We start from the raw sequence: 25,823 nt of genomic DNA on the forward strand, positions 1-25,823 counted from the left end.
CCGTTAGATCTGTGCCGGCGCCGGGCTGCCCCCGGGGCGGAGCGGGCACACGGTACCTGTACACGTGAACGTCCGAGCGCCTCACGTCCGCGACGGACCCGGCGCTCACGACCGACTCGCGCCTGCAGATGACACCTGCGTTCTTCCACCGCCGTTCCGACAGGGAAGCCCGCGCCGGCCGATCGCCGCTCGGCCTGGCGACGGAGGTCCCGTCCACGGTGTACCGCATCACCCGGCTGACCGTCACCGCCGTGCTGGCGTTCGTGCTGGCCCTCTCCCTGCTGCCGCCGAACGGGCCGCAGCCCCTGCTGGCGCCGCTGACGGCGCTGCTCGTCGTGCAGTACTCCATCTACCAGACGATCAAGGCGGGCATCCTGCGGGTGGCCGCGGTCACCTCGGGGGTGCTGGTCGCGGTGCTGGCCGCGGGCACCATCGGGTTCTCCTGGTGGGCGCTCGGGCTGACCATCCTCGCCGCGCTGGTCATCGGGCATGTGATGCGGCTGGGCGAGCACGTGCTGGAGGTGCCGATCTCCGCGATGCTGATCTTCGCGCTGGGCACGGCCAGTGAGAGCGGCGCCGTCGAACGGTTGCTGGAGACGCTGATCGGCGCCGCCACGGGGCTGGCGGCGACGCTGCTGGTGCCGTCGGTGCGGGTGCGGCCGGCCGAGGAGGCGGTCGAGGACATCGCCGAGCGGCTGCGGGAGCTGATCCAGCAGATCGCCGGCGGGCTGCGGGGCCCGCCCGCCGAGCACGAGGCGGCCGGGTGGCAGGACAAGGCCGAGCAGCTCGCCCGCGAGATCGGCCGCACCGACCGGGATCTCGGCGCCGCCGAGGAGAGCGTCCGCCTCAACCCCCGGACGCGGGCACGGCAGCTCATCGACGCCGGTGTGGCGCTGCGCGACGCCATGGAGACGATGGAGCACTTCACGCTGTCGCTGCGCGGCCTGACCCGCTCCCTCGCCGACGATGAGCGGCTCGGCGCGCGGGGCCGGCTGCTGACGGATCCAGACCTGCGCGAGGAGCTCGGCGACGCGCTCGAGGCCATCGCCGGCGGCATCAGCGCCTACGGGCGGCTCACCCGCTCCGACCTGGCCCGCGACGCCCGCCCCTTCCTCGCCGAGCAGGCGCTGGAGGTGCGCGTGGACGTGGCCCGCGAGCGGCGCGCCCGGCTCGCCCGGAGGCTGCACGAACGGGCCGCGGCCGGGGACATCTGGCCGCTGTACGGCGAGGTCTCCATGAACGTCGACCGCCTCATCGGGCACCTGCGCGTCGAGCACCGGGCCCGCGCACGCCAGCGCTGGAGGCGGCAGCGGGGCGCGGCACGGCACCTGCCCGAGCTTCCGGCCCGCGCCGTCCAGCAGGCACGGCACCAGCTCCGCAAGGCCGCCGAGGCCAACGCCGAGGCCGAACGGATCGCCCGGGATCCTGACGACCCGCCCGACGGGCCGTGATCACGGCCGGTGTCGCACTCGAGCCCGCCGCCTGGCCGTCCGGACCGAAGCTCAGTCGGGGGGCAGCAGCGGACCCAGCGGGCCGAGGTCGAGGTTGAGGTCGCGGGCGTCGAGGTCGAAGCGCCCCCGCAGCTCCGTCATCGCCTCCTCCAGCCTCATGAGGGCGAGCCCGAGCTCCTCCACCTGGTCGTCGGAGAGATCACCGCCTTCGACCCGGCGCAGGGCCTGGCGTTCCATGAGCTGCCGCACGAGTTCGACGATGGTGAGGACCAGCCGGACCAGGTCGCGCTGCACCTGCTCCGCGTCGGTCTCCAGACGCTGTTGCAGCCGGCTGGTCCTCCCCCGGTTCGGGGACGACGCCGGCCGCCGCGCGACCCTGCCGTCGCGCCGTGGCCCGGGCCCGTCTACCACGCCGCGTCCCCGGGCGGCGGCGGCCCGGCCCCGTCCCGCCCGGACGGGGCCGGGCGCGCGGGTCCGTCCGCGTCGGGCAGGCACCGCTCCACCTCCGGGCGGATCGAGGCGATGATCGCGCGCAGCGAGATGTGCACGAGATCGACGTTCGCGATCGAGATCGTGATGTCCCCCGCGATGACGACCCCGCCCGCGAGCAGCCGGTCCAGCAGGTCCACCAGCGCGATGCGCTCGGCCGGCGCGAGCTCGGCCTCCTCCGGCGGCACCGGCACGCCGGTCAGCGCGCGGTCCACGGCCCTTCCTCCGTCGCGAAGGAATAGGGCGCCCACGGTCCGCTCAGCTGCGCCGAGATGCCCCGCAGCCCTCCCAGCGAGGCCACCGCCTTGCGGAACTCCTCCACGCGCTCGTCGTCGACCAGGTAGGAGGCGTTCAGCACCATCAGCCCCTGGTGTCCGGACAACTCCGGGTTCTGCGGCGGGTGGAGGTGCCGGGCGACGGCGATCTCGCTCAGCCGGGTGTCGATCTCGGTCGCCCGCCGCATCGCCTCCTGCCGCGCCTCCTCCTCGGTGTGCCGCTCGGCGCGGCGGCGCAGCAGGTAGCTGGTCCCCGGGCGGCCCGCATCGGAGTCCTCGCCGGCCGCGGCGTCCGTCATGAGGTCGCGCAGTTCCGCGAAGGCCTTCACGCCCCACTCCCCGCGCCCGCCGATCCGGTCGAACGCCTCGGCGAACTCCTCCTTCCGGTCCCGCAGCGCCTCGCGTACGCGCGCGTCGTTCCGGTAGACCGTGAGCAGCCGCATCGGGAGGGTCACGGCGAGCGCGGCGGCGTCCGCGACCACCGCGTTGTGGCCGCGGGCGGTGCCCTCCAGCCATCCGAGATCCTCCAGGTTGCGCCGGAGCGCCTCTTCGCCGAACTCCGCGAGGTCGACGGTGCTGACCAGGGCCGTCACCCCCTCGTGGCTGATGGCGCGCACCGAGGCCCCGCCGACGCCGCGGGTCCGCTCGACGAGCTTCGCGGGCGGGTCGCGGGTGATCGCGTAGACGTACACGCCCGTCTCAGTCGCCACGCCGCCTCCCGGACGCCTCGCGCTCCTCCCGGCCGGCCCGCGTCGTCGGCTCGCCTTCCTCCGGGTCGGCCCGGGACGTCGGCTCGCCTTCCTCCAGGCCGGCCCGGGACGTCGGCTCGCCTTCCTCCAGGCCGGCCCGGGACGTCGGCTCGCGCTCGTCACCGGCCTCCAGGGCCGAGACCCGCCGGCGCAGCTCCCGGTTCTCCTCCGCCAGCTCGCTGCTGTGCGAGGAGAGCGTGGGGTCGTGCTCCCACCAGTCGATGCCCATCTCCTTGGCCCGGTCGACCGAGGCGACGATCAGCCGCAGCTTGATGGTCAGGAGTTCGATGTCCAGCAGGTTCACCTGGATGTCGCCGGCGATGATGATCCCCTTGTCCAGCACCCGCTCCAGGATGTCGGCGAGGTTCGCCGGCTCGTGGCGCCGTGCCGGAGTGGGCGACCGGACTCCGCCCGGTGCCCTGACCTCCATCGGATCCGTCACGTCACTCTCCCCTTGCTCGACCGTCCTCTTCCGGCGCTCGGCCGCGCGCATCGCCTCGGCTGCGCCGGTGGGGGGTCGGCGCCCATGATCACATGCCCGTCCGGGCGGACGAGCCGGTCCTCAGCCTGTCCAGCAGCAGGTCCTGGAGTTCCGCGGCCTCCTCCTCGGAGAGCTCGCCCGCGGCGAGCGCCGCGTCGACCTCCGCCAGCTGGCCGCGGATCGCCACCGGGTCGTACAGCTCCTGTTCGGCCTGGTCGCGGATCCGCTCCGCCAGCCAGACGACACCGCGCACCGGCGCCAGCGGCAACGTGAGCAGCCCGGTCAGGAGCCCCATGACGCGGCCTCCCGCTCCGTGATCGGCGGGACGAAGTCGTACGGCGCGAGCGGGCCGATCACCCGGAGCCGGACGCGACCGGCCCAGCGGCGGCCGAGGTCGTCCACGGCCTGCTCGAACCGCTCCCGTTCCGCCTCGGCGACGAGGAAGGCCACGTCGGCGGCGGCCTCGTCGCCGGCGGGCCGGCGCGGAGTCACCGCCACGGCGTGCGGCGCGATCGCCTCCACGAGGGCCGCGCCGTCCGCCTGCCGCTTGGCCTCCAGGCCCTGGACGATCAGTTCGCCCAGCCGGACGCGCTCGTAGTACCCGGCGTCCTCCGGCTTCCGCCGCACGCTCTCCCGCAACCGCATCGCCTCGGGGTCCTCCATGAGCACCTCGCGGAGCACGGCGTCCTGCACATAGGTGCCGACGACGATGAACTCGGCCCGGCCGGCGAAGTCCGCGAGGACGTTCGCGAACCAGTCGTGATGCGGAGCCACCAGCTCGTCGGTCACCGCGTCGGCGGAGCGGACCACCGCGCCGAACCGCAGCGGCAGCACGGTCGTCTCCCCCGCCAGGGTCTCCACGACGCGTTCGTGCGCCAGCAGGTCCTCCCGGGCACCGAACGGCCTGCCCGTGACGACCTCGCTCACGACCGCGGCCAGGTCGCCATGCCGGACCAGCGAGAGCCCGGCCCCGTCGGTGCCGCTCAATCCCTCCGGCACCTCGGTGTCGCCCGGCACGATCGCGTACACGTACACGGCCTCTCCCCCGGCCCGGCCTTCGCGGGCCTCGGCCTCCGGATGCGCCGTCACCGCTCGCGCTCCCTCCGTGACCGGGTGCGCCGCGGTTCGCGGGCCTCCTCTTCCTCGCGGTCGTCCTCACCGCCGGAGAGTGCGTCCTGGATCGTCTCCCCGGCCGCGTCGAGCACCCCCTTGGCCTTGCCCTTCGCTCCTGCCCGGGTGCCGCCCTCCGTGATGTTCTCGGCGAGCTCGGGCAGGCCGCCGCCGCCCTTCTCATAGAGATCGAGCCGGTTGGTGGCCTCCGCGAAGCGCAGGTAGGTGTCCACGCTCGCCACGACGATGCGCGCGTCGATCGTGATGACCTCGATGCCGACCAGCGACACGCGGACGAACGCGTCGATGACCAGGCCCTTGTCCAGGATCAGCTCGACGACGTCCGCGAGGGTGCCGCCGGACGACCGCTCCACCTGCGGGCCCGGAACCTGAGAGACGGTCATCGCACACCACTCCTTCGCCTCGCCGGCCGTCGTTCGCGCTCCTCTTCCGCCTGCTCGGGCTCGGCCTCGGTCTCCTCCTGGGCCTTGCGGCGCCGTTGCTCGGGAGGACGCCTCCGGCGGGTCTCCTCCTCAGGTTCCTCTTCTTCGCGGGGCGCCTTGGTCTTGCGGGAAGCCCCGGCCCGGGTCTCCTCGGGCTCTTCCTCGGGCTCTTCCTCGGGCTCTTCCTCGGGCTCTTCCTCGGGCTCTTCCTCGGGCTCTTCCTCGGGCTCTTCCTCGGGCTCAGCGCCGGCTTCCTCCCTCTCCTCGGGAGGCTCGCCTTCGGCGTACTCTTCCTCCTCGCCGGCGGCTTCTTCCTCCGCCCGCGCGGCTCTGTCCTCGTCCTGCGGGGCCTCTTCTCGCTTCGCCCCTTCTTCGGCCCCGCCCTCTTCGCGACCGCGTTCCTCCTTGAGGGCGTCCTCGTGCGTCTTGACGACCTCACCGTCGCGGATCTCACCTCGCCAGCCCTCGATCTCGTCGGACTGGAGGATCGCGTGCGCCATGAGATGGCGCCGGAAGTGCTTGAACTCCAGGCGGGCGCGCCGTCCCTGGGCGCGCCACAGGTTGCCCGTGTGCTCGAAGAACCCCTGGGGGTGGTATTCCATGACGAGCAGGATCCGCGTGAGGTTCGGGGCCAGTTCGGAGAAGCTCACCACCCCGTCGACGAACCCCTTCGGACCCTTGGACCGCCACACGATGTGATCGTCGGGGACCTGCTCGATGATGGACGATTCCCAGTTACGGTGCGACCACCAGATCTGCGCCTTCCAGTTGATCTTCTCGTCGGATTCCTGGTCGGCGCCCTCGACCTTCTTCATGAAGCCCGGGAAGTCCTCGAACTGCGTCCACTGGTCATAGGCGAGGCGGAGCGGGACCCCGACGTCCATCTGCTCGACGATGTTGGTGAGCTTGAGCGCCGACCTGCCGCCCTTGCCGGTCTTGCCCTTGCCGCCGCCGAAGACCTGCTTGACCTTCTCCTTCAGCCCGGTCGCCCCCGCGTTCGCCACCGCGCGGAAGGGCGACTTGCCCGCCGCCAGCGCGGAGACGCCGCTGAGCGCCGACTTGATGCCCGGGCCGCCGTGCTCCAGGTGGTCGACCAACTGGTCCGTGGTCTCGTTGAGCCTCTCACTGATCGAGAGCAGCGCCTTCTCCGCGAGAGCGTTCAGGAAGTTCTGGGCTTCCTGTGCGAGCCTCTCCGTGGGCAGCCGCTCGGTCACATCAGTGCTCCTCGCAGGCGCTTGCCGATCGGTCATCGCGCTGTCCCCTCATCGTCCGGCGCGTGCCCTCGCAGAACCGGCGCGGGCCCTCCGGGGCGCCTCTTCGCCTTCGGACGCCCGCCGGCGGGGCTCCTCCCGCCGCGGCGGCGGGGCCGAGCGGCGAGGCGCCTTCCGAGCCACCGGCTCCTCGGGTTCGGGCTCCTCTTCGTACTCGTCCTCGTACTCGTCGTAGTCGTCGTACTCGTCCTCGTCCGGCCGCGGCCGCTCGCGCCGGGGCTCCTCGTCCTTCGGCCGCTCCTTGCCCACCTTGACGTCCGGGGTGCGCAGGCGGTCCGCACGCTCCTGCAGCCTGTCGCTCAGCGAATCGATACGGTTGCTGGCGGCCGCCATGACCACCGACTTGCCCGCGTCGACCAACTGAGTCCCCAGGTCGCCGGTGACCTTGTCCAGCGGACCGCCCTCGGCTCCCAGGGGCGTGCGGCGTAGGAGATCACCGGGATCCACGGGGAGCTTCCCGCCCGCCGCCAGTAGCGCCATCACCGCGGCCAGCCGCGTCTTCTGGCTCCGTCCGAGCAGGTAGCCGCCGACGATGGCGACCGCCATCCGGCTTCCGCACTTCATGCCCTTCTCCTCCCCTGCACGACCCAGGGCGGCGATATGGAGCGACGGCAGGTGATGGGCGAGCAGAGGCGAGATTCCATCGGCGTCACGGCATTACGGCTGTCAATGACGAAACGTCTCCAGCCCCAACGCGCCCACCGGATCTGGCCCCGCATCGACTGCTTCGGCGAAACCGCTTCGGCAGCGGCCACAACAGCGGGTCGCGGCATGTTACGCAGCGCGCCCTACCCTGGGCCAAAAGCCCGAAACCGGGCGCTTCTGGCCTTGTACGTTCTTTACACGGACATGGCGCCCAATGCACGATCGCCACTTTCTTTACCTATGCTCCAGCACATTTGAGCAAGCCGACCGCACCAACCTCGATCTTTTATGACGGCCGACCAATGCGCCCGAGCCGTCCACGCGTCCCAGGGCGCTTCCGCTGGTGAGAGCACGACGACACGCGATCGCCCACGAACACCCCTGGGTGGCCCTGGGTGCGGGTTCCGTCCACACGGCCGAGATAAGGAGAGTGCACACCGTGGACCAGGAGCACGTGAGTGCGACCCTGACCGTCGAGGCGCCGGCCGCGAGGGTGTTCGCGGTGCCGGCGGACCCGGCGGCCCATTCCGCGATCGACGGCACCGGCGGGGTTCGGCAACCCGCCGACCGAGCCCCGCTGACCGAAGTGGGGCGGATCTTCCGGATGGACATGTACCACCCGGGCCATCCCAACGGTGACTACCGGGTGGCCGACAAGGTCCAGGTGCCCCGCTCGGCCCGTCCAAGACCACGGTCACGCTCACCTACGACTGGTCGGCGGTGCCGCAGTCTCGCTGCACCACCTGGCCGAACTCGTCTCCGCCAGGTGACAAGTCCAAGGCCGACCATGCCCACCTGCGCCAACCGGCGCTGCATCCCCCATCGAAGATCTGCGCGCCATGGCATTTTCGTCACCGCCGCCAATGTGAGCGACCGACCGCAATCTGCTATGACCACCTGAACCGCCACGCCTGCACCCCGCCGACACCGCCCCCGGTCGACGTCGCAGCGGAACGGCCAGTTCACGTCAGCGAGGGCGGCCATGGAGTCCAAACATCCCCGCGAGGCTTGATAAGCGCATTCTCGGAGCCTTAGCCTCATGAGGCACGTAGCGGCAATTGTCACGCAGCGTCGCATTCTGGCCTGCCGCTTTCCGGCGCGGACGAAAGGTGACGAGTGGGCATCGAGATCAGGGTCGAAGGGCTGACCAAGTCGTTCGGCCGCCAGACCATCTGGCAGGACGTGTCGCTGACGGTGCCCGCGGGAGAGATCTCCGTGCTCCTGGGCCCCTCCGGCACCGGCAAGTCGGTCTTCCTGAAGTGCCTGATGGGCCTGCTCAAGCCCGACCGCGGTCACATCTGGGTCGGCGAGCGGGACCTGCCCTACCTGCCGGAGGCCCAGCTGTACGAGATGCGCAAGCTGTTCGGGGTGCTGTTCCAGGACGGCGCGCTGTTCGGCTCGATGAACCTCTACGACAACATCGCCTTCCCGCTGCGCGAGCAGACCAAGAAGTCCGAGGGTGAGATCAAGCGCATCGTCATGGAGAAGATGGAGATGGTCGGTCTCCTCGGCGCCGAGAAGAAGCTTCCCGGCGAGATCTCCGGCGGTATGAAGAAGCGGGCCGGGCTGGCCCGCGCGCTGGTGCTGGAGCCGGAGGTCCTGCTGGTGGACGAGCCGGACTCCGGTCTCGACCCGGTCCGCACGGCCTACCTGAACCAGCTTTTCGTCGACCTCAACGCACAGGTCGGCGCCACCTTCCTGATCGTCACGCACGACATCAACACCGCGCGCACCGTTCCGGACAACATCGGGCTGCTGTTCCGCCGCGAGCTGGTCATGTTCGGCCCGCGGGAAATGCTGCTGTCCAGCGAGGAGCCGGTGGTGCGGCAGTTCCTCAACGCCCGCAAGGTCGGCCCGATCGGCATGTCGGAGGAGAAGGACGTCTCCGAGCTGGAGGCCGAGGCCAAGATGGGCCACGACCCGGGCAAGCTGCCGCCGATCCCGCCGCAGCTGATGCCGACCGACGGCCGCGTCAGGCCGACGCAGCACGCGCCCGGCGCCTGGTGCGCGGCGCACGGCGTCGTCCCGCCGCCCGGCTCGTTCATCGACGACCTGGGCCGCAACTGGGTCGAGGAGTGGCCCCGGTACGTCTCCGCGATGCTGTCCGGCTCCGGGCGGCCTCTGGCTTAGCCGGGACGGAACCTCGGGCGTCCGGTAAGACCTGGCGAAACCGGTCGGGCCCGTCACCGAAACGGCGACGGGCCCGCCCCATCCGTGCAGAGACCCCAGGCCATGTTCCACACACGCTCTGCTGATCGTCTCCGGCCATCGTGTGTCAGCGCTTTCGTAGAGGCCTCCCAGGCGTCGTCCCAGAGTCGGCGCGGCAGCGATGAAAGTACGCGCACTATGCTCATCGGCGAGCCCGGTAGATCGCTGAGCTCTCCAACGGCTGGGTCTCCGCAGGTCCCGGGCGGTTCAGACAGAGATGCCCAGGAGCGCTTCTTGTGACTTCACACGCCGACATCGATGTGATCGTCTTCGACATTCTCGGGACCATGGTCGATGAACCCGGCGGGATCGGACGCGGCCTCCGGACACTGCTCCCGGACATCGACGACGCGAGGACGAGCGAGCTCGTCGAGGTGTGGCACGCGCATGTCGCCGAGCAACAGCAAGAGATTCTCGCGGGCCGTCGCCCTTACGCCGCCAGCACGGTGATCGACCTCGAGGCGGCGACACGCGTCGCCGCCGAGGCCGGTATCAACGACGCGGACGCGGTTCGCTCGCTGGCGGCCTCCGGGCAGCGGCTGGAGCCGTGGCCGGACTCGGTCCCGGCGTTGGACCGGCTCGCGGCGCGTTTCCCGGTGGTCGGCTTGTCGAACGCCAGCCAGGCGGCGCTCACCCGCATCAGCGCGCACGCCGGGCTTCGCTGGCACCAGGTTCTCTCGGCCGAGGACGCGCGCGGCTACAAGCCCCATCCCGACGTCTACCGGCTCGCGATCAGGAACGCGGGCTGCTCGCCGGACCGCCTGCTCATGGTCGCCGCCCATGCCTGGGACCTTCGAGGTGCGCAGGCTGTCGGGATGAGGACCGCCTATGTCGAACGTCCCGTCGGGGACCCTCCCAGTGCGACGGACTCCTTCGACCTGGAGGCGAAGAGCCTCGATGACCTGGCCACGAGTCTCAACGCGGCCTGACGCCCCGGCTTCCCGACCTGGAGCCGCAGCTGGGTCCGGCCACGCCGTCCACGACCGAGCACCTGTTCAAGCCCGCGGCGTTAGCGGGCGTTGCGCAGCTTGAGAATGTAGGTCGCAGTGAGCGCAACGGCACGGTCTTCGTCATGTGACAGATCTTCGAGGGCGCGTGACGCTGTGATTCCCGGGATATCGGCGAGCGCCTGTGTCAGCCGTCGACGTGCGGACGATTCATGCGTGCCGTGGGCGAGGCAGTCGACCAGCCTGGTGGCGATCTGATCCGCCAGCACGGGATCACTCGCCAGCGTGCTCAGTGCGTCGGCCGCATCGGCGTCGTTCGCCTCCTCGACGATCATGTCGACGAGCGTCGGGACCGCGTCGGCCACCCCACGTGCCCCGAGCGCCAGACCCGCACACCTGCGGACCACGAGGTCGGAGTGCGTGAGGGCGTCCTGCAGCAGTGCGGTCGCCTCACCGTTCGGAATCTCGGCGATGGCCTGGGCGGCGCGTTTCCGCACTTCGGCCACCGGTGAGCCAAGGCCCTCCGCCAGCAGCGGCAATCCAACATCGCCCGATTGCGCCAACGCCCACCGGAGGGCTCCGGCGACGTTCGGATCCGCCTCGCTCAACGCTGCCTCGACCAGAGCTTCCACCGGCACCGGAACCTCTTCGACCGAGGACAGGGCCGCGCGCTGGCGCTTCCCAGCGCTCTCCGACCCCAAGGCCTGGAGGAGTGCGACGATCTGGAGGACGTCCTCCCAGCCGGCGGGTTCCGCGGCACCGATCCGACGGAGTCGCGTGAGCAGCTCTGTCTCATCCGCGATGCGTTCTCGCGTCCGGCGGATGAGGTCGTCGACGAGCGCAGAGGGCGCGAAGCCGGGATCGTCCAGCGCGAACCCGACTTCACGCAGCGACAGGCCCAGTGACCGCAGGCTCTCGATATGGAAGATCCGCCGGATGTCCTCGCTGGAGTACTCCCGGTAGCCGGCCTCGGTACGCCGCGCCGGCCGCACCAGGCCGAGCGACTCGTAATGCCTGAGCATGCGGGTGCTGACCCCGGACCGTCGTGCCACGTCACCGATCAACACCGCCTGTCACTCCTCCTGGCCGGCCGGTCCCAGGGCCACGAGGCGCCGTGCCTCCTCGATCGCGAACTCGAATCCGGCATCCGGGTCGCGCAGCAGCCGTTCGGTGGCGATCGCGTGCTCACGTACGCGAGGGTCGAGACCCGTCATCGCAGCGCGCAGGGTCGGCATGACCACCTCACCGAGCGCGATCAGCGCCCGGCTGAGGCTCAACCGCGTCTCACGCCCGCCGCGCCCGAACTGTGTCGCCAGCACCGCGGCCAACTCGGATTCTGCACCGCCGGGCACGAGCACGACAGCCGCTCGCCAGGCGCTCCGCGCCACCTCGTCGTCGGCGTCGACCAGCAGCGCCCGGGTGATCGCCGGCCACGCTCGCCGATCCCCGATCTTGGACAGGGTGTGCAGCGCCTGGCTTCGTGCCTGCGCACGCTCCGAGCGCAGTTCATCGATGAGCTTGGGGACCGTCATCGACGATGGGTGGCGGGTGAGTGCCCACGTGAGCATGTCCCGCACGAAGAACTCGGGCTCGATCGCGCATCGTTCGATGAGCTTGTCGACGAACCGCGGGTCAGGGGACGTGCCGACCGCCATCGCCGCCCGCAGCCGCACCGACGGACCGCTGTTCTCCAGCCCCTGGAGGGCTCTCATCGTGTGCGTGTCCTCGTCCGGCATGGTCATCGGAACCACCTCCTCGGCCACAGTGAAGACCCTGTCACTGTGTCAAGGTCAAGCACCAGCGACCTCGCGGAGGCGTCCAACGCCAAGGCCGTGCACTCAAGGCCCCGCCTTGACCGATACCAGCGCGAACGTCGTGAACGCGACGGCAGGGCTGGGATCAACTTCCCTGGTCTCCGGCGGGTGGACGAGATCGAGCCCCACGGCCGTGACCGGTTCGACCGCTCTGGGCTCGCGGATCAAACGGGCTTCCCACCGGGATCCTCGTCGAGAACGCCGGTGCGCGGGGGCGGCCGGCGATACTCGACGGCTCCTCAAAGGCTTCCGGTGGGCCGCGGATGATCTGGGCCGGTCCCGGTCAGTTGATGGAGTGTGCGGACGCCGTGACGATGTCGGCCCGGAGCGGGGCCAAGGTCGATCCGATCGTGGCGATGGTGTCCTCGGGCACTCCCAGGGCGGTGAGGGTGTCGACCAGATGTCCCACCACGGCGTCGAAGTGGGCGTCGGCGATGTCGAGTCCGGCGTGCGCGGCGGCCATGTCCCGTCCCTCGTAGATCTGCGGCCCGCCGATCGCCGCCGCTATGAAGGCGCGCTGATGGGACTTGAGGCGCCGCATGTCCACGTCCGAGAAGAAGCCGCTCAGCCGGGGGTCGGCCGTCACCCGCGTGTAGAAGTCATCGACCGCCGCCTGGACGGCGGGCGCTCCGCCGATGGCGTCGTAGATGCTCATGGCGCATCGGTCCTTTCAGGGTCGGGAGAGCGATACCGGGGAGGTTAGGAAGCCTGAGTTTCCATCATTTGTTCGCGATCGAACACCCGCGCAACATCCCGTTCACTTTCCGTGAGCGCGTGTGTGAGGCCGAGCCGGCCGGCGCGGATCACGAAGGCGATCAACTTCTGGAGCCGTCCGGGGGCCTTCTGCCGGGGTCGAAGGGGAGGAAGCCTTCGGCGCTCAGTGCGGCCAGGCCGATGGCCGGGAGATCGGCGCGCGAACGGTAGACCAGGTAACGGGAGTTCCATTGCGGGTGGAACTTGGCGTTGAAACGGCGCAGGGAGTCCACCTGCATGCCGAAGCGGCCCTCGCCCCGGCGAAGTGCCCAGGCCGCCATCGCCTGTCCGGGTCCCCTTTGGGTGGCCTCGTCCAGCAGGGTGCGGAACGCGGCGAAGTTGAGCGAGATCTGGGTGACACCGTGGGCCCCGGCCCAGCCGACCATGTCGATGATCATGCGTTCGTTGACGCCGTTGGGGGCCGCGGGCAGGCGCCGCATCGCGTCCAGGGACAGCATCGTGCCGCGCCGGCAGGGCACGTAGCGCTGGAAGGCGACCGGCCGGGACGTGGCGTCGCGGCAGACGATCAGCACGCAGCCGGGGAACGCGCCGGTCAGCAGGTCGCCCAGGGCCATGGAGAACCCGAACTCGCGGTAGGCGCCGCGCTGCGCGGCGGCGATGTCCAGCACCCGGCGGCGCAGATCGGCGGGGACCTCGCCCTCGCGCAGGATCTGGGTGGTGATCCCGAAGTTGCGGGTGCGGCTGACCGCTTGGCGGACATTGCGCATCGCTCTGCCGGTCAGATCGAAACGGCTCACGTCGATCATCGCCTCGTCCCCGATGTAGATCGACCGCAGCCCCGCGTCCAGGTAGATCGGCAGCAGGTCCTGCCGCAGCCCGATCACCGCGGGCCGCCACCCCGTCCGCCCGCACAGGCCGAGGAACTCCCGGACGGCGGCGGGGAAGGCCGCGGGCGCGCCCACGGGGTCGCCGGTGGCCAGGGCCACGCCGTGCACGTATCTCATCCCGAGGGCGGCCCGCCGGTCGCCGGAGAACACCCAGCTCTTGTCGGTGCGCAGGATGAAGGGATCGAGCGAGCCGCCGTCGGTCCGGCCGAGGAGCCCGGCGAGCTCCGCGCGTTCGGTGGCCGGGCCGACGCCGCGCAGAGCGATCGGGGCGAAGGCGGCGGCCAGCAGGACGGCGAGGGTGAGCCCGCCCACGACGGTGACCGATGCGGGGAACCACTGCCCGAAACGGCCGGTGATGGTCAGCGGCCCCGCCATCCCGACCAGACGTGCGGCGACCTCCTGCACCGCCCCGCCCACCGTCAAGCCCGGCCGGACCTCGGCCGAGCGCAGGGCCAGGCCCGCGATCCCGTACAGGAAGTCCAGGGTCACCACCACGATGCCCAGCCGCGCCACCGAGCCCCATCGGGCCGGGCCCAGGCCCACCACGAACAGCCGCCGCCGCCAGACCAGCACGGCGGCCAGCGCCAGGGTGATCGAGGCGCCCGGCACGTCCAGGCCGTCGAGCACGTGGACGAGCGTGGCCACGGCGAGCAGGATCAGCGTGGTCCGCCAGGCCAGCCGCCGCCTGCCGGACACGCCGCGGCCCAGCAGGATCAGTCCCAAGCCGATCAGCGCGATCGATCCCGCCGCCCAGTCCATCACTTCCGGCGCCAGCAGCCCCTCGACCACGCGCAGGTGCCCCCGCCACTGGGGGGAGAGCCCGGAGAGGATCGCCACGACCCCTGCCCCGGCGACGGCCGTCCCCAGCATCCTGGCCTGTGTCACCTCAGGGAACATCTTCGGCATGAACACGCCCCCGTCGCGAGCCGCGCCGCCCGCCGGTGCGGCTCCCTCATCTCCATCTTGGCCACCGAAGGCCGCCACCGGCACCGGCCCGGGGGCCCGGCGCGGTGCGGCTGCCGCGAACGTCAGCCGGCCCCTGCCCGGCGAGGGACGGTTGTTTCGGGTGAGGTGCCCGCATCGCGGGTATGTCGATCACCGCCGCCTCGGTCCACGGGGACTTGTCGCCGAGGAGGTGCCGGGGGTACGCCCGGCCGCGGAGGCCCCGGGAGGCCGTCCACGTCGCACCGGTCCACGCCGCGGACGAGGGCGCCGACGCCTTCCGGCGTGGAACCGATATCGGGGGATACATGACGAGGATGATCGTGGTGGGCGTCGACGGTTCGGCCTGCGGAACGGACGCCGCGCTGTGGGCGGCCGACGACGCGCGGCGGCGCGGTCTGGGCCTGCAGCTGGTGCACGCCGCCGTGAAGCCGCTCAGGGACGCGGCGGGGCGGGGCCGGCCGCCCGACGAAGAGGCCCTGCGCATGCTGGAGGAGACCGCGGCGCTGGTCGGCAAGGAGGCCCCGGAGGTCGCGGTGTCGTCCCGGCTGGTGTTCGGTGACGCCTCGGCGGCGCTGGGAGAGGCGGCGGCCGGAGCCGCGCTGCTGGTGATCGGCAAGCGCGGGCGCGGAGGGTTCTCCGAACTGCTGCTCGGCTCGACCGCCTACCAGGTGGCGGGGGACGCGCCGTGCCCGATCGCCGTGGTGCCCGAGGGGCAGGGGAACCCGCGCGAGCCGGGTGAGGTCGTCGTCGGCGTCGACGCCTCCGCGCACTCGGCCCGCGCCGCGGCGTTCGGGTACACCGAGGCGGCGGTGCGGGGCGGCCGGCTCCGGCTCGTCCACGTGCTCGGGGACGGGGACGACACGCGTTCCGCGGGCGACAGCCTGCCCCAGATGATCGGCCGCACCCTGGCGGACGTGCTCCCATCACCGCGGGACGCGCGCGCGAACGTCGAGATCATCGAGGAGACCCGGCAGGGATCCCCGGCCGCTGTTCTGGCCGACTCGGCGACCGGGGCCGCGTTGCTGGTCGTCGGTTCCCGGGGGCACGGCGGATTCCGCGGCCTCGCGCTCGGTTCGGTCAGCCATCCGCTGCTCCATCACGCGCCCTGCCCCCTCGTCGCCGTCCGCTGACACGGCTGGGCGGCAGGCCGCGCCGGACAGGTCGCGACCCGGGAGCGCCTGGTCGAGGCAGGGACCTTGGGCATGGAGGGACCTCCGGCAGGGCATCACGGGCGTAGTGGAAGTGAAGTGACTCGTGCGGGATGTGCTGAGGCTCCCTAAACGGCTGCTGGTGGGCCGGCCTCTGCGCAGCGCGCAGGTGGGCCGGACGCTGCTGCCGAAGAGGCTCGCCCTGCCGGTGTTCTGCAGTGACCCGTTGTCGTCGAACGCGTACGCGACCGAGGAGATCCTGCTGGCCCTGAGCCTGGGCGGCCTGGCGCTGCTGCATCTGGCGCCCTGGGTGGCGCTGGCGGTGGCGGTGCTGCTGGCCGTGGTGGTGCTGTCGTACAGGCAGACCTGCCATGAGTATCCGCAGGGGGGCGGCGCCTACACCGTCAGCCGGGAGAACCTCGGCACGAACGCCTCGCTGGTGGCCGCCGCCGCGCTGCTGGTCGACTACGTGCTGACCGTGGCGGTGTCGGTGTCGGCGGGGGTGGCCAACCTGGTGTCCGCGGTACCGTCTCTGGCGCCCCACGCCGTGCCGCTGTGCCTGGCCGCGATCGTGGTGCTGGCCGTGGTGAACCTTCGAGGAGCCCGCCAGTCGGGATTCGTCTTCGCGATCCCGACCTACGGCTTCATCGCGGTCGTGCTGGTGATGATCGTGTGGGGAGCGCTGCGGGCCGTGCACGGAGGCGTCCCGCCCGCGGAGTCGGCCGGGCTGGGCATCCGCGGTCCCGTCCAGGCCGGCGGGTTGCTGGCGGTCGCGCTGCTGCTGCGCGCCTTCTCCCAGGGGTGCACCGCGCTGACGGGGGTCGAGGCGGTCAGCAACGGCGTGCCCAGCTTCCGGCCGCCCAAGGGCAGGAACGCCGCCGACACCCTGGCGGTCATGGGCGTCCTGACGATCGTGCTGTTCGCGGGCATCACCGTGCTGGCGCTGGCCAGCCGGGTCCGCGTCGCCCCCAGCCCCGGGATGCTGACGGGCGCGCCGCCCGGCTACGCGCAGAAGACGGTGATCGTGCAGGTGGCGGACGCGGTGGCGGGGCACGCCGCCTGGCTGCCGTTCCTGGTGGCCGGGTTCACCGCGGCGATCCTGGTGCTGGCCGCCAACACCGCCTTCAACGGCTTCCCGGTGCTGGCCGGCATCCTGGGCGCCGACGGGTATCTGCCCAGGCAGTTCGCCCACCGCGGCGACCGCCTGGTCTTCAGCAACGGGCTGATCATCCTGGCGGGCGGGGCGTGCCTGCTGATCTGGGCGTTCGACGCCGCCACCACGCGGCTCATCCAGCTCTACATCATCGGCGTCTTCGTGTCCTTCACCCTCAGCCAGGCCGGCATGGTCCGGCACTGGACCAGGCGGCTTCGGCAGGGCGCCGCGGACGGCGCCGGAACCGGCGCCGTCCACGGAGCCGGCGCCGTCCCGCGTGCCCGCGCCCTTCGCAGAGCCCGCGCCGTCAACGCCTGCGGGGCGGCCCTCACCGCGCTGGTGCTGGTGGTGGTCCTGACCACCAAGTTCACCCACGGCGCCTGGATCGTCGTCATCGCCATCCCCGCGGCCTTCGTCCTCATGAAGGCCGTCCGTCGCCACTACACGCACGTCGAAGAGGAGCTCCAGCCGCCCGCGGGCGCGGTGACCCTGCCGGCCCGGGTCCACGCCGTCGTCCTGGTCACGCGCTGCGACATCCCGACCCTCGAGGCGCTGGCGTTCGCCCGCGCCACCCACCCGGACACCCTCGCCGCGGTCGCCGTCCAGACCACCGGCACCGACATCGTGACGCTCCGGCGGCAGTGGGACGACCAGCGGCTGCCGGTTCCGCTCACGATCCTGGACTCGCCCTACCGGGACATCACCGGGCCCGTGCTGGACTACGTCACCCACATCCGCAGGCGCGGCCCGCGCGATGTGGTGTGCGTGTTCATCCCCGAGTACGTCGTCGGGCACTGGTGGGAACAGGTCCTGCACAACCAGAGCGCCCTGCGGCTCAAGATCCGCCTGCGGCACCGGCCGGGCATCATGATCGCCAGCGTCCCCTGGCGGCTGGCCTCGGCCCGGAACCTGAAGCAGCCCCCCGGCCACACCTCGAACCAGTGACGGCGCTCTGCGACCGGCCTTTGTGAAGAATCAAGATCTGCGCTGGTCATAGCACAGGTAGGCGTTCCTACCATGGAGTGCATGAAAGCCGCCGCATCCGGCGCCGGGCCCATCACGACAGACTCGGACGCGGTCCCGTGAAGGCCGGTGCGGAACCCGTCCGCCGAGGACTCCACCCGCTCCACCGGCCCCCGACGCGCTCCAGCCCGCCCCTGCCGCCGGAGCGGAGGCTGGTCGGCCTGGACCTGGCCCGCGGCCTGGCCGTGCTGGGGATGTTCGCCGCGCACGTCGGCCCGGACTTCGAGGACGGGCCCGCCGGTGCGGTGCTCCAGGTCACGCACGGCCGTTCCGCCGCGCTCTTCGCCCTCCTGGCCGGGGTGACCATGATGATCATCAGCGGCCGGAGGCGTCCCAAGACCGGACGGGAGGGACGGCAGGCGGCGGTGAAGATCGCGATCCGCGCCGTGATCCTGATCGCCTTGGGCACCGCGCTGGCGATGCTCCCCACCCCGGTGGACGCGATCCTCGCCTACTACGGGCTCCTCTTCCTGCTCGCGCTGCCCCTGGTGCGGCTGCGCGCCCGGACGCTCGCGATCATCGCGGCCGTCCTCGCCGTGGTCGGCCCGCTGCTGTCCTACGGACTGCTCACCGTCCTGAACGACCAGACGTGGGCGCAGTCCTGGCAGCAGGCCATCGACGCCCACGATCCGATCAAGCGGCTGTGCGACACCGGCGTGCTCGACCTCCTGCTCACCGGGACCTATCCGGCGATGACCTGGATGCCCTACATCGTCTCCGGCATGGCCCTGGGCCGCCTGGACCTGCAGGCCGCTCGCGTGCGCCACCGGCTGGCCGCACTCGGCGCCGCGCTCGCCCTCGTCGGCTACGGCACCTCCTACCTCGTCTACCACGCCTTCCCCGCGGTCCGTGAAGCCCTCGCGACCTCCGGCTGGTACGAGTCAGGGCCGCCGACCTGGTGGCAGGGGCCCGAGAGCGGCACCGTGGACACCAGCACGCCCGCCCTGCTGCTGGTGGCCGCGCCCCACAGCGGGACGAGCTTCGAGGTCATCGGGAACACCGGCGTGGCGATCGCCGTCATCGCGGGCGCGTTCACCGTCCTCCAGTGGTCGCGCGCGCACCGGCTGCTGCATCCGCTGATCGCCGCGGGAACCATGTCGCTGACGCTCTACACCGTCCAGATCATCGTGCTCGCGGCCCTGGACTCCGACGACTCCTACGGCTCGCTGCACGTCCTGTCCGTCTTCGTCGTCACCGCCCTCGTCTCCGCGGTGCTGTGGACCCGCCACTTCCGCCGGGGCCCGCTGGAATACCTGGTCAACACCGCCACCCGGGCGGCACGACACGTCAGATAGGTCGACCTGAAGCGCAGCGCGCGAAATCGTCGCCCGCATTCCGACAATGAATGTCACGACGGCGGGCGGTCCGTCCCCAGAGAACGACAAAGGCAAGGAGCTCGCGCGCTCCTTGCCACTTTCAATATATAGCGCACCTGGGGGCTTGCGGCAAGACCCGGGGCATGCTGCAGAATCGTCGGCCGAAGCCGCAACCTGCGGAAATCAGCGATTCACCGAGCATGTGCTCATCGACATAGCGGTCTCGCCGAATGCCGGGCCGGCGGTGGACTCGCCGTGCCGCGGTCGCGGGACGCGGCGCGGAGGTACCGGTGGGCACGCCGCCGGGCCGCGGGGAGCGGACGGCCGGGGTTCCATCTCGCGGAATGGGGGATTTTCATGATCGACGTGATCGTCGCCGGCGGCGGGCCGGCCGGCATGATGCTGGCCGCCGAGCTGCGGCTGCACGGCGTGCGCGCGGTCGTACTGGAGAAGGACACCGAGCCCGGCAGGCAGGTCCGCGGGCTCGGCCTGCACGCGCGCAGCATCGAGGTGATGGACCAGCGCGGCCTGCTGGAGCGGTTCCTCGAGCACGGCCGGCAGTACCCGCTCGCCGGTCGCTTCGCCGGTATCGCCAAGCCGCTGCCGGACCGGCTGGACACCGCGCATCCGTACCTTCTCGGCATCCCGCAGACCACCACCGAGCGCCTGCTGACCGAGCACGCCACCGAGCTCGGCGCCGAGATCCGGCGCGGCCGCGAGCTGGTCGGGCTGAGCCAGGACGAGCACGGGGTGACCGCCGAGCTGGCCGACGGCACCCGGCTGCGCTCGCGCTACCTCGTCGGCTGCGACGGCGGCCGCAGCACGGTGCGCAAGCTGCTCGGCATCGGCTTCCCCGGCGAGCCCGCCACGAAGGAATGGCTGCTGGGCGAGGTGGAGGTGGCCGACCCTCGGGAGACGCTGGACGCCGCGGCGGCCGAGATCGGCGCGCCCCATCTTCGGTTCGGCCCCGCGCCCGACGAGGACGGCGTGTACCGCTTCGTCGTGCGCACCGAGGAGGTGGCCGAGGACCGCACGGTCCCGCCGACCCTCGAGGAGTTCAGGCAACGGCTGCGGGCGTTCGCCGACACCGACTTCGGCGTGCACTCACCGCGCTCCCTCACCCGCTTCGGCGACGGAACCCGGCTGGCCGAGCGCTACCGGAGCGGCCGCGTGCTGCTGGCCGGCGACGCGGCGCACATCCACCCGCCGATGGGCGGGCAGGGCCTCAACCTCGGCGTCCAGGACGCGTTCAACCTCGGCTGGAAACTGGCCGCCGAGATCGGCGGCTGGGCGCCGGAGGGGCTGCTGGACAGCTACCAGACCGAACGGCGCCCGGTGGCGGCCGACGTGCTGGACAGCACCCGCGCGCAGGCCGAGCTCGTGTCCCCCGAGCCGGGGCCCCGGGCCGTGCGCCGGCTGCTGTCGGAGCTGATGGACTTCGAGGAGGTGAACCGGTACCTGATCGAGAAGATCACGGCGATCGGGATCCGCTACGACTTCGGCGAGGAGCACCCGCTGGTCGGCCGGCGGCTGCGGGACGTGGGGCTCAAGCGAGGGCGCCTCTACGAGCGGATGCACGGCGGCCGCGGGCTGCTGCTGGACCAGACCGGCCGGCTCTCGGTCGCGGGGTGGGCGGATCGGGTCGACCACGTCGCCGACGTCAGCGAGGAGCTGGACGTGCCCGGCGTGCTGCTGCGACCGGACGGCCACGTGGCCTGGGCCGGTGAAGATCAGCAGGAGCTGCTCGTCCGGCTCGCCACGTGGTTCGGCGCGCCCGACGCCCGTCCGCGCGTCGGTGGAGGCTGAGTCATTCCCGAACTGAAACGTGTTCTATATCCTCGGGGCCATGCGGTTCACCTACGTGGAGTCCATGACCGACGCGTCGTACTACCTGCCGCTGGCCCGGGCGGCCGAGGAGGCGGGGTACACGAGCTTCGCCGTCGCCGACTCGCTGGTCTATCCGCGGGAGTCGGACGCGGTCTATCCGTACACGGCGGACGGTGATCGGGGGTTCCTGGAGGACAAGGACTTCATCGAGACGTTCACCCTGATCGCGGCGATGGGGGCGGTCACGTCCCGGATCCGGTTCACGCCGTTCGTGCTCAAGCTGGCGGTGCGGCCGCCGGCGCTGGTGGCCAAGCAGGCGAGCTCGATCGCCTACCTGACCGGCGGCCGGCTGGGGCTCGGGGTCGGGGTGAGCCCGTGGCCCGAGGACTTCACGGTGATGGGGGTGCCCTGGGAGCGGCGCGGCAAGCGGATGGACGAGGCGATCGAGGTCGTCCGCGGGCTGACGGGCGGGGGGTACTTCGAATATCACGGCGAGTTCTTCGACCTGCCCGCGGTGAAGATGTCGCCGGTGCCCACCGAGCCGATCCCGATCCTGGTCGGCGGGCACAGCGAGCCGGCGCTGCGCCGGGCGGCCCGGCTCGGGGACGGCTGGATGCACGGCGGCGGCGAGGCGGCGGAGCTGGACCGGCTGCTGGGCCGGCTGGCCGAGCTGCGCGCGGAGGAGGGCACCGCGGACCGCCCGTTCGAGGTGCACGCGATCTCGCTGGACGCGTACACGCCGGACGGGGTGAAGCGCCTGGAGGACAAGGGCGTCACCGATGTGATCGTCGGTTTCCGGCTGCCGTACGTGAAGGGCCGCGACACCGAGCCGCTGGAGCAGAAGATCGAGCACCTGGAGCGGTTCGCCGAGACGGTGATCGCGAAGTCCGGGTCTTGACCCAAAACGAGAACACGTTACAGTTTGCGCTATGGACGCGGTCACCTGGGAAGCGCCGGACGGCGACCACCCCGCGCGCCGGGCGGCGCGCGCGTCGATGGCCGCGGCCGCCGGCGGGCGCAAGCGGGAGTGGCTCGCGCTGTTCGGCCCGGACGCCGTCATCGAGGATCCCGTCGGCCCCTCGATGCTCGACCCCGAGGGCAAGGGGCACCGGGGCCCGGACGGGATCGAGCGGTTCTGGGACGAGAACATCGCCCGGGTGCGCAGGTTCCACTTCCGGGTGAGCGACTCGTTCGCCAACGGCCCCGCCTGCGCCAACGTCGTCACCATCACCACGACGCTGGACGGCGGGACCACCATGACGATCGACTGCCTGACCGTCTACACGGTCGATGACCGCGGCCTGATCACCTCGTTCCGCGCCCACTGGGAACCGGACCGCGCGATGGCCACCCTGACCTCGCCGTAGGCGGCGGTCCGGCGGACCCGCCTCCGATGAAGGGTCGCCCCGGCGATCCTCAGCTCGCCTGCTCGAGGAGGGTGTGCAGGTCGGCAAGGATCTCGGAGGCCGTGACGGGGTGGAGGTCGCCGAAGCGCAGCGGCGCGTCGCCGTCCCGTATGCGGAAGTAGGCGCTCTCGGGCCGCGCCCGGAGCCCGACGCCGTCGATGGTCTGGTCGCCCATGCCGTCGGGGTCGCCCACGGGCAGGCCGGGATCGAGGTCGATGACGACGTGGCGGCCGGGGCCGACGCGGCGGGAGATCCAGCATTCGACGCCCGCGTCCTGCGGCGCGCCCCGGTCCCAGCCGCGCCCGGTCAGGCCGAGGAGGACGCGGGCCGGGACCTTCAGGCCCGCGAAGCGCTCCAGGTGCCCGGCCTCGCGCTCGGCGCCGGTGAGGGTGTGGACGGTACGGGCGAGCTGCCGGAACGGCTGGAGGATCTCGTAGTCTGCCAGCAGCTCGCTCCAGGCGGGGACGGTGCCGCCGAGGTCGAGCGGGTGGGCGATGCCGATCAAGGCCCGGTCGGGGAGGGCGAGGGTGTCGTCGGCGGCGTCGGCGTAGGTGCCGTCCTCGGCGACGCGGAAGGCGATCACGCGGCCGTCGTGTTCCGCGAGCCAGACCAGGCGCCCCACGAGATGGCGGACCAGGGGATGCCCGGCGAGGAGGTCGCGGAACTCGCCTAGGGGCCAGCGGCGGCGGGTGACCATGGCCGTTTCGAGGCGGGTGACCAGGTCGGCGGCGACCGTGCGGACGTCCTTCTTCAGGGCCGAGAACCGTTTGTGGGCGGCGGGCGCGAGTTCGGGGTCGTCCTTGGCACCCGGCTTGGGAAGCGCGCGGCGGGCCTTGCCGTCTTCATCGGTGATCGTCGGCCTGAGCTGCTCGTCGAAACCGACCGTGAAGCGGCGCGGGCCGTAGTCGAGGGTGAGGGTGCCGGAGGCGTCCAGGCCGAAGTCCGGGACGAGCCGGTCGGCGAGCTGGTCGGGGGTCAGTTCGAGCCCGGCCGCGACCTCCCCGATCTTCTCCTGGGCGCGGCGCTTGAGCGCCTTGAACTTCACCCGTTGCGCGATCGCGTGCAGGTGCATGAGCGCCGTGTCGGTGCCGATCGCGGCCAGGACGTCCAGGCCGGTCACCGCCTTGGAGTGCCCGCCCTCCCCCGGCCACGCCCGGATCACCGGGGTGAGGCGGCGGACGGTCTCGTCATCACCGGTCAGGGCCAGCTGGGTGAGCGCCCAGCCGTCCTTGGACCGGGCGCCGCACGTCTCCCACCAGCGGAACAGCGCCCAGCCGAACTCGGCGAGCGAGTCGGGGTCGCACAGCTCGCGGACGGCGTGAACGCCCGCGTAGGCGTCGCCGGGCTTGGACATCGCCAGCATCGTCAGGACGTGCCCGGTGGCTCCGTCGGGGAGGGCGTGCGCGCGGTCGCGCAGAAGGATCTGCGGGAGCACCCGCGGGTCGGCCCAGTCGGCGGCCGGGATCTTGCCGGGCAGGTTGTCGAGGGGGTCGGCGGCGAGCATGGCCTCGATCGCGGCGGCGGCCTCGCCGCCGTGGACTCGGGCCGCCTCGAAGATCGGCTCCGCGCCGTGCCGCGCGGCGAGCATGCGCAGGGCCGCCTCGGCGGCGCGGCGGGCGGCGCCGGCCTTGCCGAGCGCGTCTGGGAGGAGCGCCGGGACGGCGGCCAGGCCGTGCCGGGTGAACCAGGCGCGGGCCGTCCGCCCGGCGTCCTTGAGGCGGGCGAGCCAGTCGGCCATCGTCCGCACGATCTCGTCGCTGAGCAGCGGCAGCAGGATCCCGGCGGCGCCGGCGGGGTTGTGGCGGGCGGCGAGCAGGGCGGCGCCGGCGGCGTCGGCCTCGAAGCGGGCGACGACGACCCGCATCCAGGCGGACGGTTCCCAGACGTCCGGGGGCTCCCAGCCCGCGAGCAGGGGTCGGGCCAGGTCCTCCGGGCCCCTGACGAACAGCACGGGCTGCTGGTGCGGCGCCAGCGTTCCGGCGGCGAACTGCGCGGCCCGCTCCTCGTGGTCGAGCGTGTCGGCCCACAGGAAGGGCGTCTCGGCCAGCCACGCCTCGCGCTCGCCCGGCTCCCAGGCGACGGCGCGGTGGCCGGGCGAGGGCAGGTGCTGGATGACGACCGGCCCGGTCTTGGCGCGGGGACGGGTCCACGGCGGGTCGGACAGCAGCGGCGGCAGGTCCGCGGCCTCGGGAAGGCGCGCGTTCGCGTCCAGGACCGCCCGGATCGCCGTCTGCGCGGCCGCGGGAAGGCCGGGGAGCATCTCCTCGGCGAGGCCGGGATGTGCCCGGACGTGCGCGGACAGCAGGTCGGCGGCCTGCGGGGCGGCCGCCCCGGGCAGCAGGCGCATCGCGCGGGCCGGGAAGCGGCGGGCGGCGGCCACCACGGCGGACGGGACGTCGGGGCGGGCCACCCTGTCGGCGAGGGCCTGGAACGCGGCGTCCGACGGCAGCGCGGCGAGGACGTCCACCATGGTGCGCAGGACGTCGGCACCGCAGTACGGTTCGTCGGCGGCGCCGGCCAGCAGCGGCACGAGGGGCTCGAAGCCGACCCCGTCGACCAGCGTGGCGATGACGTCCAGGCTGCGGTAGGCGAAGTCGAGCGGATCGGGGAACGCGGCGAGCTGGTGCGGTTCGCCGAGCGCGCACAGCAGCATCCACCGCTCCCCGCTGCCCCTGTTCGCGAGCCCGCCCGGGTTGGCGCACAGCTCCTCCACCCAGTCGCGGCGGGTCGGCGCGAGGTAGGCCCCGACCAGCCGCTGCAGCAGGTGGTCGCGCCGCCGAGCGAGGCCCTCGACGGCCTCGGCGTACACCTCGTCGGAAGAGGCCGCGAGGTGCATCCGCAGCCACCGCGCGCTCTCGCGGCTCAGCGCGAAGGGGCTCCACGTCTCCGACACCGGCCCCTCCGCGATGCCGTTCCACCGGCGTCCCCTGTCGACGACGTCGAAGTCGGCATGCATGCCGCCCAGCTCCGCGAAGGCCGCGGCGGCGAAGGGGACGCCGTGGTCGGCCGTCCACACGGTCGTGAACAGGCGATCGTCACTGCGCGACAGCCCGTTCAGAACGGCGGCGGCGAGCGCGACCGCCGCCGCGCCGCGCGGGTCCGGCTCGCCGCGCAGGTGGGCGCGGGCCGCCTCGGCGGTCGCCGGCGGAGTACCGGGCAGCGCGAGGATGTCCTCGATCTCGTCTCGGACGCGGTCCACCAGTTGCCGCACCTTTCCGGCGGCGGCCGGCGCGGGGGCGGGCGGCGCCGGCACACCCGGGCGGTCGCGGCGAGGGTGGTGGACGCGGCGCCAGGCGTCCGGCACGACCAGGGCGTTCTCGTCCGATCCTGCGAGTTCGGTCATGTCGACGTACCGTAGACGAGATCACCGACAGAGCCGCCGGGTCGGATGACGTGGTCGCGGCGCTGCTCGCCCCCGTCCTCCTCGTGGGACCGCCACGCGAAGAACCGCTGAGCGACGCCGATCCCCTCTCCGCTCTATTGTGATGATCATGCCGTTTTCTTCGTCGTACCGAAGGCCG

The 25,823-nt window shown here is 72.1% G+C and carries 23 protein-coding genes; 9 read left to right on the top strand and 14 right to left on the bottom strand.

Features of this window, described 5'->3' with window-relative positions:
• The first annotated feature begins 128 nt into the window (after window positions 1-128).
• Window positions 129-1,451 carry an FUSC family protein gene (locus ACZ466_RS52265; protein ID WP_378289708.1) on the top strand — a complete coding sequence of 441 codons (1,323 nt, stop codon included), beginning with the start codon at window positions 129-131 and terminating at the stop codon, window positions 1,449-1,451.
• A 51-nt stretch (window positions 1,452-1,502) separates the two neighbouring features.
• Here ACZ466_RS52265 and ACZ466_RS52270 read toward each other — a convergent pair whose 3' ends face one another.
• The 9 genes from ACZ466_RS52270 to ACZ466_RS52310 all read right to left on the bottom strand — a co-directional run bounded on the left by ACZ466_RS52270 (window position 1,503) and on the right by ACZ466_RS52310 (window position 6,833).
• Window positions 1,503-1,778: a gas vesicle protein K gene (locus ACZ466_RS52270; protein WP_464044067.1), complete on the bottom strand. Its 276-nt coding sequence runs from the start codon at window positions 1,776-1,778 to the stop codon at window positions 1,503-1,505.
• A 77-nt stretch (window positions 1,779-1,855) separates the two neighbouring features.
• Window positions 1,856-2,155 carry a gas vesicle protein gene (locus tag ACZ466_RS52275; protein ID WP_464042311.1) on the bottom strand — a complete coding sequence of 100 codons (300 nt, stop codon included), beginning with the start codon at window positions 2,153-2,155 and terminating at the stop codon, window positions 1,856-1,858.
• Complete coding sequence (locus tag ACZ466_RS52280) at window positions 2,140-2,925, bottom strand: GvpL/GvpF family gas vesicle protein (protein WP_378289714.1); 786 nt, start codon at window positions 2,923-2,925, stop codon at window positions 2,140-2,142. Before ACZ466_RS52280 ends, ACZ466_RS52275 begins: the two co-directional genes overlap by 16 nt.
• Window positions 2,915-3,406 carry a gas vesicle protein gene (locus ACZ466_RS52285; protein WP_378289716.1) on the bottom strand — a complete coding sequence of 164 codons (492 nt, stop codon included), beginning with the start codon at window positions 3,404-3,406 and terminating at the stop codon, window positions 2,915-2,917. Before ACZ466_RS52285 ends, ACZ466_RS52280 begins: the two co-directional genes overlap by 11 nt.
• 88 nt (window positions 3,407-3,494) lie before the next feature.
• Complete coding sequence (locus ACZ466_RS52290; RefSeq protein ID WP_378289718.1) at window positions 3,495-3,740, bottom strand: gas vesicle protein GvpG; 246 nt, start codon at window positions 3,738-3,740, stop codon at window positions 3,495-3,497.
• Entirely contained in the window at window positions 3,728-4,534 is an 807-nt protein-coding gene (locus ACZ466_RS52295) for a GvpL/GvpF family gas vesicle protein (protein ID WP_378289720.1), read from the bottom strand. The genes ACZ466_RS52290 and ACZ466_RS52295 overlap by 13 nt, the downstream gene beginning before the upstream one ends.
• Window positions 4,531-4,959 (bottom strand): gas vesicle protein GvpJ, encoded by a 429-nt coding sequence (gvpJ, locus tag ACZ466_RS52300; RefSeq protein WP_378289722.1) that lies wholly within the window; start codon window positions 4,957-4,959, stop codon window positions 4,531-4,533. The genes ACZ466_RS52295 and gvpJ overlap by 4 nt, the downstream gene beginning before the upstream one ends.
• On the bottom strand, window positions 4,956-6,212 hold the full coding sequence (locus tag ACZ466_RS52305) for an SRPBCC family protein (protein ID WP_378289724.1): 1,257 nt from the start codon (window positions 6,210-6,212) through the stop codon (window positions 4,956-4,958). Before ACZ466_RS52305 ends, gvpJ begins: the two co-directional genes overlap by 4 nt.
• Before the next feature lie 48 nt (window positions 6,213-6,260).
• Window positions 6,261-6,833, bottom strand: coding sequence for a hypothetical protein (locus ACZ466_RS52310; protein ID WP_378289726.1), 573 nt, complete (start codon window positions 6,831-6,833; stop codon window positions 6,261-6,263).
• A gap of 1,197 nt (window positions 6,834-8,030) precedes the next feature.
• Between ACZ466_RS52310 and ACZ466_RS52315 the strand changes: the two genes are divergently transcribed.
• Both ACZ466_RS52315 and ACZ466_RS52320 read left to right on the top strand, forming a co-directional pair.
• Complete coding sequence (locus ACZ466_RS52315) at window positions 8,031-9,044, top strand: ABC transporter ATP-binding protein (RefSeq protein ID WP_464042315.1); 1,014 nt, start codon at window positions 8,031-8,033, stop codon at window positions 9,042-9,044.
• A 314-nt stretch (window positions 9,045-9,358) separates the two neighbouring features.
• Window positions 9,359-10,051 (top strand): haloacid dehalogenase type II, encoded by a 693-nt coding sequence (locus ACZ466_RS52320; protein ID WP_378283887.1) that lies wholly within the window; start codon window positions 9,359-9,361, stop codon window positions 10,049-10,051.
• Window positions 10,052-10,131: 80 nt separating this feature from the next.
• Here ACZ466_RS52320 and ACZ466_RS52325 read toward each other — a convergent pair whose 3' ends face one another.
• The 4 genes from ACZ466_RS52325 to ACZ466_RS52340 form a co-directional block, all read right to left on the bottom strand.
• A complete protein-coding gene (locus tag ACZ466_RS52325) occupies window positions 10,132-11,136 on the bottom strand; it encodes a MerR family transcriptional regulator (protein ID WP_378283888.1) in 1,005 nt (334 codons plus the stop codon).
• Between the two features lie 6 nt (window positions 11,137-11,142).
• Window positions 11,143-11,832 carry a HEAT repeat domain-containing protein gene (locus tag ACZ466_RS52330; RefSeq protein ID WP_464042317.1) on the bottom strand — a complete coding sequence of 230 codons (690 nt, stop codon included), beginning with the start codon at window positions 11,830-11,832 and terminating at the stop codon, window positions 11,143-11,145.
• A gap of 334 nt (window positions 11,833-12,166) precedes the next feature.
• A complete protein-coding gene (locus tag ACZ466_RS52335) occupies window positions 12,167-12,538 on the bottom strand; it encodes a group I truncated hemoglobin (RefSeq protein ID WP_378283890.1) in 372 nt (123 codons plus the stop codon).
• A 160-nt stretch (window positions 12,539-12,698) separates the two neighbouring features.
• Window positions 12,699-14,369 carry a phosphatidylglycerol lysyltransferase domain-containing protein gene (locus ACZ466_RS52340; RefSeq protein ID WP_378283891.1) on the bottom strand — a complete coding sequence of 557 codons (1,671 nt, stop codon included), beginning with the start codon at window positions 14,367-14,369 and terminating at the stop codon, window positions 12,699-12,701.
• A 365-nt stretch (window positions 14,370-14,734) separates the two neighbouring features.
• Here ACZ466_RS52340 and ACZ466_RS52345 point away from each other — a divergent pair, with 365 nt between their 5' ends.
• From ACZ466_RS52345 to ACZ466_RS52370, 6 genes are all read left to right on the top strand, one after another.
• Window positions 14,735-15,559, top strand: coding sequence for a universal stress protein (locus tag ACZ466_RS52345; protein ID WP_378283892.1), 825 nt, complete (start codon window positions 14,735-14,737; stop codon window positions 15,557-15,559).
• Between the two features lie 124 nt (window positions 15,560-15,683).
• Window positions 15,684-17,675, top strand: a complete 1,992-nt coding sequence (locus ACZ466_RS52350; RefSeq protein ID WP_378283893.1) for an APC family permease — start codon at window positions 15,684-15,686, stop codon at window positions 17,673-17,675.
• A 137-nt stretch (window positions 17,676-17,812) separates the two neighbouring features.
• Window positions 17,813-19,048 carry a DUF418 domain-containing protein gene (locus ACZ466_RS52355; protein ID WP_378283894.1) on the top strand — a complete coding sequence of 412 codons (1,236 nt, stop codon included), beginning with the start codon at window positions 17,813-17,815 and terminating at the stop codon, window positions 19,046-19,048.
• A 378-nt stretch (window positions 19,049-19,426) separates the two neighbouring features.
• The gene (gene rox / locus ACZ466_RS52360) at window positions 19,427-20,875 is read left to right on the top strand and encodes a rifampin monooxygenase (RefSeq protein ID WP_378283895.1); all 1,449 of its coding nucleotides are present in this window, start codon (window positions 19,427-19,429) and stop codon (window positions 20,873-20,875) included.
• Between the two features lie 40 nt (window positions 20,876-20,915).
• Complete coding sequence (locus ACZ466_RS52365) at window positions 20,916-21,794, top strand: TIGR03619 family F420-dependent LLM class oxidoreductase (RefSeq protein ID WP_378283896.1); 879 nt, start codon at window positions 20,916-20,918, stop codon at window positions 21,792-21,794.
• Between the two features lie 31 nt (window positions 21,795-21,825).
• Complete coding sequence (locus tag ACZ466_RS52370) at window positions 21,826-22,263, top strand: nuclear transport factor 2 family protein (RefSeq protein WP_378283898.1); 438 nt, start codon at window positions 21,826-21,828, stop codon at window positions 22,261-22,263.
• A gap of 49 nt (window positions 22,264-22,312) precedes the next feature.
• On the opposite strand, the gene ACZ466_RS52375 is transcribed toward ACZ466_RS52370, so the two are convergent.
• Complete coding sequence (locus tag ACZ466_RS52375) at window positions 22,313-25,645, bottom strand: DUF4132 domain-containing protein (RefSeq protein WP_378283899.1); 3,333 nt, start codon at window positions 25,643-25,645, stop codon at window positions 22,313-22,315.
• Between the last annotated feature and the right edge of the window lie 178 nt (window positions 25,646-25,823).

The sequence above is a fragment of the Actinomadura rugatobispora genome (assembly GCF_055379765.1).